We start from the raw sequence: 14336 nt of genomic DNA, 5'->3' as shown, positions 1-14336 counted from the left end.
AGCATGGCGCCGCATCCCGCCGCATCAGAAGGATTTCTTGATGCTGGTGTACCAGTAGCGCGCCTGCGGCTGGTAGAGGTTCGACAGATAGCCGCCCGACGCCAATGGCGGGTCCTTGTCGAAGATGTTGCGCGCGCCGATCTGGATGCTCGTGTCGTTGAGCGGCCCGCCATTTTTGAACGTATATTGGGCATAGAGATTGACGGTCGTCTGTCCCTTCACGATCCAGGGATTGGTCGAGCCATCGCGTACCGCATTCTCATATACGCTGTCGATGAACTGCGTGTATGCGCCGATCTTGACCGGCCCCAGCGTCCAGTCGAGCGTCGCCGCGATCCGCCAACGCGGCTGGCCGTCGCGGCCCACCACGTCGCCCCCGCCCTGGATCGGCACGCCCGCATTGACCAGACCCGCGGAGCGCCCGTCGATCACCGCCGTCACCCCTGCCGGAGCATCGACATAATAGCTGATCAGGCGCGATGCGTTGACGTTGAGGGAGAAGGTGCCGATCGATGCGGTCGGCAGCAGATAGTCGAGGTTGAAGTCGATGCCCTGCACCGTCACCGGCAGCAGGTTCTCGAAATTGGCGACCACATAGAGAAGCTCGCCCACCGGGGCGAGCCCGGTGCCCGCCACCAGCGCCACGTCGTCTGCGGTCGGATCGCGGCGCACGACATTGGGATTGCTGCTGCCCTGCACGCGCCGCAGATAATCGAGGTTGAGGCCGTTCTGATAGTCGAGCAGGCCGACCACATTCTTCTGCTTGATGCGCCAGCGGTCGACGGTGAACGTCACCTTGCCCCAGCCGTCGCCCAGCGGCGGGGAAATGACCGCGCCAAAGCTCCAGCTTTCCGATTCCTCCGGCTTCAGATTGGGATTGCCGCCGCTGCGCCGCAGGACGGAGATGCTGCGGTTGCACTGGGAGAAGTTGGCAATCCGCCCGGCGCGCAGGTCCGCTTCGCAGAGCACATAGTCGATGCCGGTGTTCACGCGGTCCAGCGTGGAGGTATTGATCACCTCAAGGTTCGGGGCGCGGAAGCCCTGCGACCAGGAACCGCGCAACCGCATGCCCTGAAGCAGTTCCCAGCTTCCCGCGATCTTCGGCTTCGCGACCGATCCGACGTCGCTATAGTCTTCATAACGTCCGGCGATCTGGAAATCGAGGCTGCGGAAGAAGGGAACCTCCATTTCCGGACTGAAGATCGGGATGGCGAGTTCCGCATAGGCGGACTTCACATTGCGCTTGCCGCGCACGTCGGGGCTGGGACTGGCCCCGCCCAGGTCGGAACCGTAGAAGATGCCGGTGACGGCATCGGTATAGGTGGTGTCGACCCCGCGAATGCCGCCCTGATAGGGGGAACGATTGTCATGGTAGGTTTCGCGGCGATATTCGACGCCTGCCGCGATGCCGATGCTGTTGTCCGCCCACAGGCCCAGCAGATGGGCGTTGGAGATCTTGAAGTCCCACAGGGCCAGCGACGTGCGTGTCTTGCGCGTCGCCTTGATGCGGAAGCTGTCGATGGTCGCGTCGCTGTTGGGCGTGCAGTCGCCGATGGACGGCGCGTCGACGCAACCGCCGTTGAAGGGGTTGTAGGCGTCGGGCGTCGTGCGGTTGATCGCGGCCTGCAGCAAAGTGTTGGAGAAGTTCTCCTGCGTATCCGCGGCGGTGGCCCATGTATAGAGGCCGGCCGTATCCCAGTCCCAATTGCCGATATTGCCCTTCAGGCCACCCAGGAAGCGATATTGATAATTGGTCACCTCCACGCTGCGCGACCCGACGTCGACATAGCTGAGGGACGTGATCTGGACGGGCAGGCCCGTCGCGGGAACGACGGCGGTGCTGAGCCCGGGCAGGCGGTTGGGGGAACCGATGGGCCCAAGCGGATTCCAATAGGCGTTGGCGGCGACGGTGATCGGGATGTTCGCCAGCGAACCCGGCGCACCGATGATCGCTTCCGTCTTGCCGCGATAGAAGCCCGCTTCGCCATAGAGGGTCAGGTTGTCGGTCAGGTCGAAATGCCCGTTGGCGAACAGGTTGATGCGCTTGACCGAAGGCTGGGTGGTGAGGTCGTCGAACGTCGCGGGCGAATTGAAGCGCAGGTTGGAATCGACGTTCGCCATTTCCGTCGCGCCGTTGCCGTCATCATAGCATGTGCCGGTGGTGCCCGATGGGATGCGGCATCCGCTGTTGGTGCTCGGTTGGATGTGGAACTGGCTGGAACTGTTGGTGAAGGCGACGCCGTTGCTGGTGATCGTCCGGTTGAGGAAGGTGCCGTTGGCGGCGGGGCTGAGCGCGCGGAACGTGCCCCAGGGCGTGCTGGTGCTGGTGCCGTTGAACGCGGAGACGCCGGCGAAGCTGGTGCCCGCGACATAGCCGCGCCGGTCGACATTGGCGGTATAGTCCTGATCGCTGAGATAAAGCTTCGACTTCTGCGCATAGCCGGCGAACAGGGTGATGTTGCCGCGTCCTTCGCTGAAATCCTTGCCGATCAGGCCGTTGACGGTGAACTCGCGAAGATTGGTACCTTCGGCTCCGCCATATTGCGCGTCGAACTTGGCGCCGTTGAAATCGGAATTGAGGACATTGTTGACGACGCCGGCAACAGCATCCGAACCGTAGAGAGCCGCCGCGCCGTCGCGCAGCACTTCGACGCGCGCTATGTTGCCGACGGGAATGGTGTTGGCGTTATAGCCGAAAGTCGGGACGCCGGAATCGATGACGCCGGTGATGGCCTGTGACGTGGGGTGCAGCACGGTGCGGCGGCCGTTGATCAGCAGCAGCGTGTTGCCCTGGCCCAGGCCGCGCAACGATACGGTGGAAACGTCGCCGCGCGCCGCGTTCGCATTGCCGCCGCCCAGCACCTGTTCGTTGAAGGTCACGCCGCCCAATTGCGGGATGGACCGGAAAAGATCGGCGCCGGACACTGCGGCCACCGCTTCGATCTGCTGTTCGCCCACCACGCTGACGGGCAGCGCGCCGGTCGTGTTCGCGCCCCTGATCTGGGTGCCGATGACGACGATCTCGGCGTCTGCTCCGCTGTCCTGCGGAGCGGTGTCGGCTGCTGTCTGCGCGTGAAGCGCCCCTGCCGTCAATGCCCAAAGGCTGGCTCCCGCCAGCGTCGAAATGCTGTTCCTACTCACCCTCATCTTGCTGTTCCCCTGTGATGAAGCCCGTCCGCCGATCCCTTCGGCGGACGGGCTTTGCGCGGTTCAGCTATCGGGCAGGTGCGCGCCGATGAATCCCGTGCACGACAGGCGGTTGTTCTTATATATTGGGAATTGGCCCAGACTGTGCATTCGCGGATCCCCCGATAGCTGGAGTTCCGGCATCATCCCCTGTGGACCATGTTGTTTCCGGCCCCACGCCGGCAGCATGCATTGACGGACGAAACGCCCACTATCGCATCCGTTCGGGAGAGTAGAACTGATCAGAACATGATTTCCGCCATGGCCGGATGAATATTTTTAAAATTCCATGAAATTTCCTGAAGCATAGTGGAAAGCGGGATCATTCTCGTTACAGGGAAAGGACCGGCAAGGCAGATGCCTGCTTTCCCTCGGGTAGCGCTGACTATGCCGATTACAGGGGATCTTCGTTCATGACCGATACTGCAGGGCAGGGTTTGAGCCGTCGCGACTTCGCGGCATTGGCTGTGGGGGGCGTCGCCCTGGCCCAGACGGGAGCCTCCGCGCAGGACGCGGCGCCCGCCGCCAGGGCGCCGCTGGAGCCGACCCGGCTAGTGAGCGCCGGCGAAACGCTGCGGCCGGAGATCGTCGGCAATTTCGGCATCGTCGCCGCCGGGCGTCATTATGCGGTGGCGGCGGGGACGCGCATGCTGATGGCGGGCGGCAATGCGACGGACGCGGGCGTCGCGGCGGTGTTCGCGGCCGCCGTGACGGAGATTTCGCATTTCGGCTTCGGCGGCGAAGCACCGACCATCATCTACGACGCGAAGGCAAAGAAGGTCTCGCTGGTGAACGGGCAGGGCGTCGCGCCCATGCTCGCCACGCCGGACAAATTCGCCAGGGCGGGCGTCATTCCCGGCAACGGTCCCAATGGCGGCACCGTCCCCGCCATGGTCGACGCCATGGCCCTGGCCTTGCAGCTAAACGGCACGATGACGCTCGATCAGGTGCTGCAACCCGCCATCGAACTGGCCGACGGTTTCGTCATGTATAACTTCCTGGCCGAAGTCTTCGCCAGCCAGAAGAAGGCGACGTCCAAGTGGAAGGATGCCTATGACACCTATTATCCGGGTGGGGCATTGCCGAAAGTGGGCGAAATCTTCCGCCAGCCCAATCTGGCGAAAACCATTCGCATCATCGCGGAAGCGGACCGGGCAGCCTATAAGAAGACGAAGGACCGCAAGGCCGCGATCCAGGCCGGGCGCGACGCCTTCTACAAGGGGGACGTCGCCCGGCGGATCGGCGCGGCGATGGAGCGCGACGGCGGACTGATGCGCTATGAAGACCTCGCCGCCTATAAGGGCAAGGTCGAAACCCCGACGATGACCAGCGTCTTCGGCTATGAAGTCTATAAGGGCGGTTTCTGGAGCCAGGGCCCGGCCATGCTGATGGCGCTCAACATTGCGGAGGCGGCGGGCATCGCGTCGATGGAGCCGGGGTCCGCGCCCTATCTCCACATCGTCGCGGAATCGATCAAGCTCGCCTTCGACGACCGCAACGCCTATTTCGGGGACCCGGATTTCGCGACCGTGCCGATGAAGGGCCTCTTGTCCAAGGCCTATGCCGCAGAGCGCGCGAAGCAGATCGGGCAGAAAGCGTCGATGGAACATCGCTATGGCGATCCCTGGGCGTTCGAAGGCAAGGCTCGCACCACGCCCGCCTTCACGCCGCATATGCTGAAGGCCCCGCCGCGCCCGACCGCCGACACCACCGCCATCGAAGTGGTCGACAAGGACGGCAATCTGTTCAGCGCCACGCCCAGTTCGGGCTGGTTGCTGGGCGGGGCCTATATCGCGGGCGACACTGGCGTGCCGATGAGCAACCGCTTGACCGTCTTCGACCTCGACCCCGAAAGCCCCAATGTGCTCGTCCCCGGCAAGCGTCCGCGCACGACACTCTCCCCCTCCATGGTGCTGAAGGACGGCGCGCCCTATCTGGCCATCGGCACGCCCGGCGGCGACAATCAGGATCAGCAGATCATGAATGTGCTGTTGCGGGTACTGGCCTTCGACCAGCCGCTCCAGGCCGCGATCGAGGCGCCGCGCATCAACAGCAACCATTTCCACGCCTCCTTCGCGATCAAGAAGGATGAGCCAGGCGTGCTGGAGATCGAGAATCGCGTGCCGCAGGCGGTGCGCGACGATCTGGCCGCCCGCGGGCACAAGCTCGACGTGCTGGGGCCCTTCGCCGTCTCCACCGGCATCGTCGCCGCTGGCGTCGTGCCCGGCAGCGGCACCCTGCGCGGCGGGGCGGACGTGCGCCGCGAACGCTATGTCTTCGGCTGGTAAGAGGACCGATCGATGAAGTCTCCCCTGAAATATCTGTCCATTACCCTGCTGTCGGCCTGCGCCGTGCCGGCCTATGCCCAGCCCGCCAACCTGCCCCCGCCGGGTGGGGAAAAGCCCATCGCCTTCGACGTGCATGAGGGCACCTCCATGGCCGTCTCCGTCTCGCCGGACGGCAAATGGCTGGCGGTCGATCTTCAGGGCAGCCTCTGGATCATCCCCGCCAAGGGCGGCAAGGCGAAGCGCATCACCGACTATTTCAACGATGCGCGCCAGCCGGTCTGGTCGCCCGACGGATCGCGCCTCGCCTATTTCGCCTATCGCGACGGCGGCTACGATCTCTGGACGATCAAGCCCGACGGCAGCGACATGCGCAAGCTGACGCTGGGCGCGTGGGATGATCGCGAACCGGCCTGGTCGCCCGATGGGAAGACCATCGCCTTCTCCTCCGACCGCAGCGGCAATTACGACATCTGGACGCTGGACGTCGCCAGCGGGGCGGTGAAGCAGATCAGCAGCAGTCCGCGCGAGGACCGGATGCCGAGCTGGTCGCCCGACGGCGCGAGGATCGCCTATGCCGGGATCGACGGCGGCAAGACGGCGCTCTACGCAACGACGCTGGCGGACGGCAGGGAAAGCCTGCTCAAGCAGGTCGAGGGCAGGGTGGATGCGCCCTCCTTCGGCCCCGGCCGCGAACTCGCCTATGTGGTGCAGGACGCGAAGGGTAGCCATCTGGAGGTCGATGGCAAGGCCGTCAGCGGGACCGAGAATGTCTTTCCCTTCCGCATAAGCTGGGGGAAGGGCGGCTATTATTACGTCTCGGACGGCAAGATCAGGCACCGGAGCGGCGGGCGCCTCTCCACCGTCGATTTCGCCGCCACGCTGGAGGTGGTGAAGCCCAGCTATGCGCGGGCGAAGCGCGACTGGGATTCCACCGCGCCGCGCAAGGCGCTGGGCATCGTCCATCCCACCATCTCGCCCGACGGCAGCCGCATCGCCTTCGTGGCGCTCGGCGATCTCTACCTCCTGTCCTCCAAGGGCGGCGTGCCGGAGAACCTCACCAGGGACGCCGCGCTGGACGCCGATCCCGCATGGTCGCCTGACGGGCAAAGCATCGTCTATACCTCCGACAAGGGCGGCGGCCTGCCGCAACTGTGGATACGCGATCTCAGGACGGGCAAGGACCGCAAGCTCACCGACATGGATACCCAGCCTTTGGGTGCCGCCTGGTCCCATGACGGCGGGCGCATCGCCTTCCTCGATGTCGACGGGCGCTGGGGCGTCGCGGGCGTCTGCGTCGTCGACGTGGCGAGCGGGAAGGTGACGCGGCTTCAGGCCTCGCTCGGCCAGCCGGGCAGCCCCACCTGGTCGGCGGACGGCAAATATGTCGCCATCGCGCTCTCCTATAAATATTCCAACAGCTTCCGTGAGGGCACCAACCAGATCTACGTCATCCCCGCCGATGGCAAGGGCGAGCCCTTCTGGCAGGTGCCGCAGGACAATGCCGGAACCGACACGCGGGGCGGCGGCGGTCCCGCCTGGTCGCCGGACGGCACGAAGATGGCGGCGATCTACGAAGGGCTGCTCAAGATCTGGCCCGTCGCCGCCGACGGCAAGCCGATGGGCCCGCCGCGCAGCTACACCTCCGAAATCTCCTATTTCCCGACCTGGACTGCCGACAGCCGCACCATCCTCTACCAGTCGTCGGACAAGCTGAAGGCGATCGATACCGAAACCGGCGTGATCCGGGAGATTCCGGTCGACCTCAGCTACCGCCTCGCCAATCCGACCGGGCGGATGGTGATCCACGTCAGCAATCTGGTCGACTCCATCCGCGACGAGACCCAGCATGACAAGGACATCGTGATCGAGGGCAACCGCATCGCCGCGATCCGCGATCATGATCCGGCGCTGCATCAGGCGGACCGCTTCGTCGACGGCACCGGCCTCACCGCTATTCCCGGCCTGATCGAGCATCACGCCCATCTGCAAAAGGATTTCGGCTCCAATCTGGAACGCGCATGGCTCGCCTATGGCATCACCACCGTGCGCGATCCCGGCAATCAGGTCTATGACGCGATAGAGGACCGGGAGGCAGCCGAAGCGGGCGTGCGCATCAGCCCGCGCCTCTATGTCAACGGGCCGCTGTTCGAATGGCAGCGCGTCTATTACAAGATGGGCGTCGCCGTTTCCGGCCCGGCTCATCTGGAGCGGGAGCTGGAGCGCGCCCGCATCCTGAAATATGACATATTGAAAAGCTATGTCCGCATGCCCGACATCTACCAGCGGCGCATCGTGGAGGCGGCGCACCAGATGGGCGTGCCGGTCACCGGCCATGAAATCTTCCCCGCCGCCTATACAGGCGTCGACGCGACCGAGCATCTGGGTGCCACCAGCCGCCGCGGCTATTCGCCCAAGCAGGGGCCGATGGGCATGGCCTATGAAGATGTGATCCAGCTTTTCGGCAGGAGCGGCCGGACGCTGACACCCACCAATTTCGGCGCCCTGACCAATTATCTGGAGAAGAACCCGTCCTATCGCGACGATCCGCGCATCAACCTCTATCCGGTCTGGGCGCGCAAGACGGTGACGGAAAGCGATCCGATGGCGGCGCTGTTGCGGCCGATGATGGCGGGCAGCCTGACAAGCCTGAAGAAGATGTTCGATGCCGGCACGCTGGTCGCGGCGGGCACCGACACGATGATCGCGACCAACCTGCATGCGGAGCTTTCCTCCTATGTGGATGCGGGGCTGACGCCCTTTCAGGCCTTGCAGACGGCGACGGTCAATTCGGCCAAGTCGCTCAACCTGGACGCAGGGACGCTGGAGGCTGGCAAGCTGGCGGACATTACCCTCCTCGCGGGCGATCCGCGGGAGAATATCGCGAACACCTTCAATGTGAGGAAGGTGATCGCCAACGGAAAATATTATGACGTCGCAGAACTTGTTTCCGGCGGGCAATGATACCGCAACATAGGCATGGCGGATTTTCCTTCCCGCTTCGTTCATCGGGATACAGGCATCAGCAATATGGGAATGGGGGCGTTCATGGCAAATCCGTCGGCGTTCAGGCTTTCTCTTGTCGGCATCGTGGCCGCCGCTTCCTTGTCATCGACGGCCCATGCCGCGCCGGTGGAGCATAAACAGGCCCCCGGCGCGATGATCGCCAGCGCCGCCGTGGTCCCGCCCGGCAGCACGCTCTATTTCCTCTCCGGCGCGACCGGCGCGCCCATCGACCCCAAGGATACGGAAAGCCCCGGCGCCTTTGGCGATACCGAGGCGCAGGCAATGTCGATCTTCACCAGGATGAAGGCGCAGCTTGCGGAAATGGGCCTTACCATGGGCGATGTGGTCAAGCTGACCGTCTTCCTGGTGGGAGACCCCAAGCTGGGCGGTAAGATGGACCGCGACGGCATGACGCGGGCCTACAGGAAATTCTTCGGCACGGCGGAGCAGCCCAACCTGCCGACGCGCTCGGCCTTCCAGATCGCGGGTCTCGCCCGGCCGCAGCAATTGATCGAGATCGAGGCGATCGCTGCCAGGGGCAACTGAACTTCCGCCGCCGCGCACAGGGGGTATTATGGAGAATAGCATGCAGCCGAGCCGCCGCCAGCTTCTGGGCCTGATCGGCAAGGCGGGTGGCGCGGCGGCCATGTACCAGGCGATGACCGCGCTGGGCCATGCCGCCGAAACCCAGTTCGACGGTCCCCCCGTTCTCTCCGGCGCGAAGCCGGGCGCGTCGGTCGTCGTGCTGGGCGCGGGCCTGGCCGGCATGGTCGCCGCCTATGAACTGGAAAAGGCGGGCTATCAGGTCAAAGTCCTGGAGTTTCAGGATCGCCCGGGCGGCCGCAACTATACGCTGCGCGGCGGCGACACCTTCACCGAAAGCGACGGCACCGTGCAGAAGGTGCAGTTCGCGCAGGGCAACTACATCAATCCCGGCCCCTGGCGCATCCCGCATCATCATAATTGCCTGCTGCATTATTGCCGGCAGTTCGGGGTGGCGCTGGAGCCGTTCATCCAGCTCAATCACAATGGCTTCATCCATTCCAGCGAAGCCTTTAACGGCAAGCCGCAGCGCTACAAGGCGGTGGCGACCGATTTCCGGGGCCACACATCGGAACTGCTGGCGAAGGCCGCGAACGCCAAGGCGCTGGACGGCAGCGTGAGCGCGGAGGACAAGGAGAAGTTGCTGGAGGCGCTCCGTCATTGGGGCGTGCTCGACGACAATATGGCCTATACCAGCAGCGTGGCCGTCTCCGCCCAGCGGGGCTATGACCGCCCGCCCGGCGGCGGTGTCGGCGGTGCTCCCACGCCCTCGCAGATCGCGAAGCTGGGCGACGTGCTCGACCCGCAGGTCTGGACGGCGATGAGCTTCTATTTCAACTATGTGATGCAGACGACGATGTTCCAGCCGGTGGGCGGCATGGACATGATCGGCAAGGCCTTCGCCGCCAGAGTCGGCAAGCTCATCACCTATAACGCAAAGGTTATGAAGGTCGCCCAGAACGGCAAGGGCGTGACCGTCAGCTACAGGGACGTGCCGAGTGGCAAGGTGAACAGCGTCAGCGCCGACTGGTGCGTGTGCACCATCCCGCTGTCGATCATCAGCCAGGTCGAGATGCAGGTGGGCCCGAAACTGGCGGCGGCGATGAAGGCGGTGCCCTATGCCGGCCAGCTCAAGATGGGTCTGGAATTCAAGCGCCGCTTCTGGGAAGAGGACGACAATATCTATGGCGGTCACAGCTTCACCGACCAGCCCATCGCCCAGCTATCCTATCCCAACGACCGCTTCTTCGCGCCGGGACCGGCGGTGCTGCTGGGCGCCTTCGCCCGCGATGCGGGTGCGTTCGAACTGACCGGCATGACCCCGCAGGATCGGATAGAGGCGGCGCTGGCGCAGGGCGAAATCTTCCATCCGCAATATCGCAAGGAATTCCTGAACGGCGTTTCCGTGCCCTGGAGCCGCGTGCCCTGGATATTGGGATGCACCTCGCGCTGGAGCGAGGAGAACCGGGAGGCGCATTACCAGAATCTGGTCGCCATTGACGGGCGCGTGGTGCTGGCGGGCGAACATGCCAGCTATTATGGTGGCTGGATGGAAGGATCGCTGCTCTCCGGCCTCGACGCGATCGCGCGCATCCACCAGCGGACGCAGGCGGCATGAGCCCGCGCCGCGCCCTGATCCTCGTCCCGCCGCTATTGGCCCTTCTCGCCGCGCCGGGCCATGCCGACACGCCCGGCGGCGTGCAGGCGAAGAACAAGGCGGTGGATGGGGAGAAGGTCTACAGGCAGATCTGCGCCGCCTGCCACATGCCCAATGCCATGGGCAGCGGCGGCGGCGCCATTCCGGCTCTGGCGAAGAACAGGAAGCTGGCCGATCCCGCCTATCCGGTCACCATCGTGACGAAGGGCAAGGGCGCCATGCCGCCGATGAGCGACATGCTCTCGCCAGCGCAGGTGGCGGCGGTCATCACCTATGTGCGGACCCATTTCGGCAACGCCTATCCCCAACCCGTCACGGAAGCGGACGTAAAACGCATCGCCAAACCCGGCCGAAGCGCGGAGTGACAGGAAAGGCTGTTCCTTCCCGCGCACCGCGAAAACCCTTAGCAATTTCCCCTTAATTGATTCCCTTCCTCGCCTCACATCTAATCGGTTTGGATGAAGTGAAGGGGAAGCCATGCAAGTCGCTGTCCAGTCGAAGCCGCAGGTGAATACCCAATGCCGTCCGCTTGTCGTCGATCTGGACGGCACGCTGATCAAGGGGGACTTGCTGGTCGAGTGCCTGATCTCGGCCTTCAACGACAGACCCCGCACCATCTTTTCGTCCTTTCTGCGCACGGGATGGAACAAGGCGGCGATCAAGGCGGAACTGGCGGACAGCCCCGATTTCGATCCCCATTATCTGCCCTATGACGATCAGGTGCTCTCCCTGATCCGCGCGGCGCGGGCGGAGGGACGGCCGACCTACCTCGCCTCGGCGGCCGACGCCCGGCTGGTGTCGCAGATCGCGGATCATCTCTGCCTGTTCGACGGCTGGTTCGCGTCCGACGGGACGACCAACCTGTCGGGCAGGGCCAAGCGGGACCGGCTGGTCGCGGAATTCGGGGAGGGCGGCTTCGACTATATCGGCAATGCCATGGTCGACGTGCCGGTCTGGGAGCATGCCGCGCAAGGCTATGCCGTGCGCGCGCCCACTGCCGCCTTCCGCCATATGCAGCGCAGGGGCCGCCCGCTCAAGGCCCTGGCGGAGGAAGGGGCCAGCCCCGGGCTCTGGCTGCGTCAGTTGCGCGTCCACCAATATGTGAAGAATGCGCTGGTCTTCGTGCCGCCGCTGATCGGCAATGAGATCACCCGGCTGGCCCTGCTGCAAAGCCTCTGCGCCTTCGTCGCCTTCTCCCTGATCGCGTCGTCCATCTATATCGTCAACGACATCGTCGACCTGCATGCCGACCGGCGGCACCCCAGCAAGCGCGGCCGTCCGCTCGCCAGTGGGCAATTGCCGATCGGGGCGTCGCTGATCGTGTCGGGCCTGCTGCTGACTCTCGGCCTGCTGACGGGGGCGATGGTGTCGCTGCCGCTGCTGGGCGTGCTGTTCGGCTATTTCGCGCTTACCAGCGCCTACAGCTTCGTGCTCAAGCGGAAATTCCTGATCGATGTCCTGGCGCTATCCCTGCTCTACGCCGTGCGGGTGATCGGCGGCAGCGCGGCGACGGGGATCGTCATGTCCGACTGGCTGCTCGCCTTCGCCGTCATGTTCTTCACCAGCCTGGCGCTGATCAAGCGCTACACCGAACTCGCCAAGCGCAAGGACGCCGATCTGGGCGACGCCAGCAACCGCAATTACAAGGTCAGCGACATGACCATGGTGATGTCGATGGCGGTGGCTTCCGCTTATGTCTCCATCACCGTGCTGGCGCTTTATTTCACCTCGCCGGCCGTCAACGGCTCCTATCGCCATCCCGACCTGTTGTGGATCATCTGCCCGATCATGCTCTATTGGGTGGGGCGGATGCTGATGCTGGCGCATCGCCGCCTGATCCACGACGATCCGGTCGTCTTCGCCCTGCGCGACCGCATGAGTTCGGGCATGGTCTGCCTGGTCCTGCTCATCATGTTCGCGGCGCACTGATCCCATCCCCGGAGGAAAACCTTGCCTGCCCAAGCCCTGGCTGAACATCGCGCGGCCGCCGGCCTGCTGTGGCCGCTTCTGGTCCTGACCTGCGTGCTGCTGTCCTCCGGATCGCAGGTGCTGATGAAGATCGGCATGAACGGCGTCCCGGTGCAGAACGCGCTGGCGCGCGGATCGGCGATCGAGATCGCGACCACCATCGCGACCACCCCCCTGGTGATCGTCGGTATGGCGATGTTCGGCCTCAGCGCCGGGGCGTGGCTGATGGTCCTGTCCCGCATGAACCTGTCGCAGGCCTATCCCTGCGTCGCGCTCGGCATCGTGGTCACCGCCATTTGCGGCTTCTGGCTGTTGGGGGAGGCGATTTCGCCGGCGCGTCTCGGGGGCATCGGGCTGATCGTGGCGGGCGTGCTCGTGACGGGGCTGAGCTGAGATGGCCGCGACCGCGCTTGGCGCGCCCGCCCGCCGCATCTGGCCGATCGGCGTCGGCCGCGTCGACCTGATGCTGGTCATCCTGCTCAGCATGACGGCCATGGCGATCTGCCTGTTCAACGGCAAGGCGCTGTCGCCGCAGGTCTATGACACGTTCAACATCTATTTCCAGGCCGATCCGCCCCGCGTCATCTCCAACATGACGGAGCGCTGGAGCCCGTACCAGAACCGCACTGTCGCCCATCCGCTCTTTTCCATAACCGCATTGTCATCGGTTAAGGCGCTGGCCTTGCTGGGCCTGCCGCCGATGCAGGCGATCGGCCTGCTGCTGATGCTCGCCGCCGCGGTCAGCGCGGGGGGCTTCCATGTGGCGATGCGGCTGATGGGCCTTGCCCCCGCGGCGGCCGCCGGCTTCACCCTCGCATTGCTCGCCAGCGCCGGTTTCCTCCACTGGTATGCCTTTATCGAAACCTATGCATTCAGCGCGACCGGCATCGTGCTGATGCTGATCTTCACCTGTTCGATGCGGAGCCTGCCCCGCGCCGGCTGGATCGTCGCTTCGGCGGCAAGCGTTGCGATGCTGATCACCAATTGGGGCCTGGGGCTGGCGGCCGCCTTCTTCCGCCTGCCGTTCCGCCAGTTCCTGCTGGTCAGCGGGGGCGCCTTCCTGCTGGTGTCGGCGGTATCGGCGGTCCAGATGAAGCTGTTGCACCGCGCCGCCTTCTGGCTCGACCCGCGCATCATCGTCAAGGAAAAGACCTATGCCGGACCGAAGATGCACGCCGCCGGCATGGCATGGCACCCGTCCATCAGCGCGCGCAACGCCCTGCTGATGCCGGGCGTCGTGCCATCGCCGCAGCGGGCCGACATGCAGACGGAGATCGGCTCCTCGACGGTCGTGACCAACCAGTTCGCGCCGCTCGGCCAGTGGGGCGTCGCGGGCGGCATCGCCGCCGCCGCCTGGCTGGTCCTGCTGGCCGGAGGCGTCGCGGGAACGCTGGCCGACCGGCAGAGGCGGCCCATCGGCCTGGCGCTGGGTCTGTTCCTGGCTTCGAAGATCCTCTTCCACAGCGTCTATGGGGAAATCACCTTCCTCTACGCGGCGGACATCGCGGTGGCCGCGCTGGCTTTCGCGGCGCTGGGATGGTTCTCCCCCTATCGCAAGGCAGTCGTCGGCGCGCTGATCCTCTTCATCGCCGTCGGTTCTATCCATAATGAGCGGCAGTTTCTGACCGCGGCGAAGCTTTCCAACCAGATTGCCCTGGACAAGCAGCATGGCCGCGCATCCGGCATCTGAG

9 protein-coding genes are annotated in these 14336 nt (G+C 64.8%); 8 read left to right on the top strand and 1 reads right to left on the bottom strand.

The annotated features are described in order from the left end of the window. Window positions 1–24: 24 nt before the first annotated feature. Entirely contained in the window at window positions 25–3147 is a 3123-nt protein-coding gene (locus A8G00_RS23260; RefSeq protein WP_171009941.1) for a TonB-dependent receptor, read from the bottom strand. A 452-nt stretch (window positions 3148–3599) separates the two neighbouring features. Here A8G00_RS23260 and A8G00_RS23255 point away from each other — a divergent pair, with 452 nt between their 5' ends. The 8 genes from A8G00_RS23255 to A8G00_RS23220 all read left to right on the top strand — a co-directional run bounded on the left by A8G00_RS23255 (window position 3600) and on the right by A8G00_RS23220 (window position 14335). Continuing rightward, window positions 3600–5474: a gamma-glutamyltransferase family protein gene (locus A8G00_RS23255; protein WP_103001815.1), complete on the top strand. Its 1875-nt coding sequence runs from the start codon at window positions 3600–3602 to the stop codon at window positions 5472–5474. 12 nt (window positions 5475–5486) lie between these two features. Then, a complete protein-coding gene (locus A8G00_RS23250; RefSeq protein ID WP_103001814.1) occupies window positions 5487–8435 on the top strand; it encodes an amidohydrolase family protein in 2949 nt (982 codons plus the stop codon). 84 nt (window positions 8436–8519) lie between these two features. After that, window positions 8520–9023 (top strand): RidA family protein, encoded by a 504-nt coding sequence (locus tag A8G00_RS23245; RefSeq protein ID WP_103001866.1) that lies wholly within the window; start codon window positions 8520–8522, stop codon window positions 9021–9023. 28 nt (window positions 9024–9051) lie between these two features. Next, on the top strand, window positions 9052–10638 hold the full coding sequence (locus A8G00_RS23240) for a flavin monoamine oxidase family protein (RefSeq protein WP_103001813.1): 1587 nt from the start codon (window positions 9052–9054) through the stop codon (window positions 10636–10638). Further along, entirely contained in the window at window positions 10635–11042 is a 408-nt protein-coding gene (locus tag A8G00_RS23235) for a cytochrome c (protein WP_061936013.1), read from the top strand. The genes A8G00_RS23240 and A8G00_RS23235 overlap by 4 nt, the downstream gene beginning before the upstream one ends. A 112-nt stretch (window positions 11043–11154) precedes the next feature. Further along, complete coding sequence (locus A8G00_RS23230; RefSeq protein ID WP_103001812.1) at window positions 11155–12606, top strand: UbiA family prenyltransferase; 1452 nt, start codon at window positions 11155–11157, stop codon at window positions 12604–12606. A 21-nt stretch (window positions 12607–12627) separates the two neighbouring features. After that, on the top strand, window positions 12628–13038 hold the full coding sequence (locus tag A8G00_RS23225) for a multidrug efflux SMR transporter (RefSeq protein ID WP_025547692.1): 411 nt from the start codon (window positions 12628–12630) through the stop codon (window positions 13036–13038). 1 nt (window position 13039) lies between these two features. Continuing rightward, window positions 13040–14335, top strand: coding sequence for a hypothetical protein (locus A8G00_RS23220; RefSeq protein WP_103001811.1), 1296 nt, complete (start codon window positions 13040–13042; stop codon window positions 14333–14335). The last annotated feature ends 1 nt before the right edge of the window (window position 14336 follow it).

The sequence above is a fragment of the Sphingobium sp. SA916 genome (assembly GCF_002894065.1).
Lineage (GTDB): Bacteria > Pseudomonadota > Alphaproteobacteria > Sphingomonadales > Sphingomonadaceae > Sphingobium > Sphingobium fuliginis.
This window is presented reverse-complemented; position numbering and strand designations above follow the sequence as displayed.

What these genes read in the sequence shown, in the direction of transcription:
- A8G00_RS23255 (WP_103001815.1), top strand. Translation starts at nt 3,600, where the DNA reads ATGACCGATACTGCAGGGCAGGGTTTGAGCCGTCGCGACTTCGCGGCA.
- A8G00_RS23240 (WP_103001813.1), top strand. Translation starts at nt 9,052, where the DNA reads ATGGAGAATAGCATGCAGCCGAGCCGCCGCCAGCTTCTGGGCCTGATC.
- A8G00_RS23220 (WP_103001811.1), top strand. Translation starts at nt 13,040, where the DNA reads ATGGCCGCGACCGCGCTTGGCGCGCCCGCCCGCCGCATCTGGCCGATC.
- A8G00_RS23230 (WP_103001812.1), top strand. Translation starts at nt 11,155, where the DNA reads ATGCAAGTCGCTGTCCAGTCGAAGCCGCAGGTGAATACCCAATGCCGT.
- A8G00_RS23250 (WP_103001814.1), top strand. Translation starts at nt 5,487, where the DNA reads ATGAAGTCTCCCCTGAAATATCTGTCCATTACCCTGCTGTCGGCCTGC.
- A8G00_RS23245 (WP_103001866.1), top strand. Translation starts at nt 8,520, where the DNA reads ATGGCAAATCCGTCGGCGTTCAGGCTTTCTCTTGTCGGCATCGTGGCC.
- A8G00_RS23235 (WP_061936013.1), top strand. Translation starts at nt 10,635, where the DNA reads ATGAGCCCGCGCCGCGCCCTGATCCTCGTCCCGCCGCTATTGGCCCTT.
- A8G00_RS23260 (WP_171009941.1), bottom strand. Translation starts at nt 3,147, where the DNA reads ATGAGGGTGAGTAGGAACAGCATTTCGACGCTGGCGGGAGCCAGCCTT.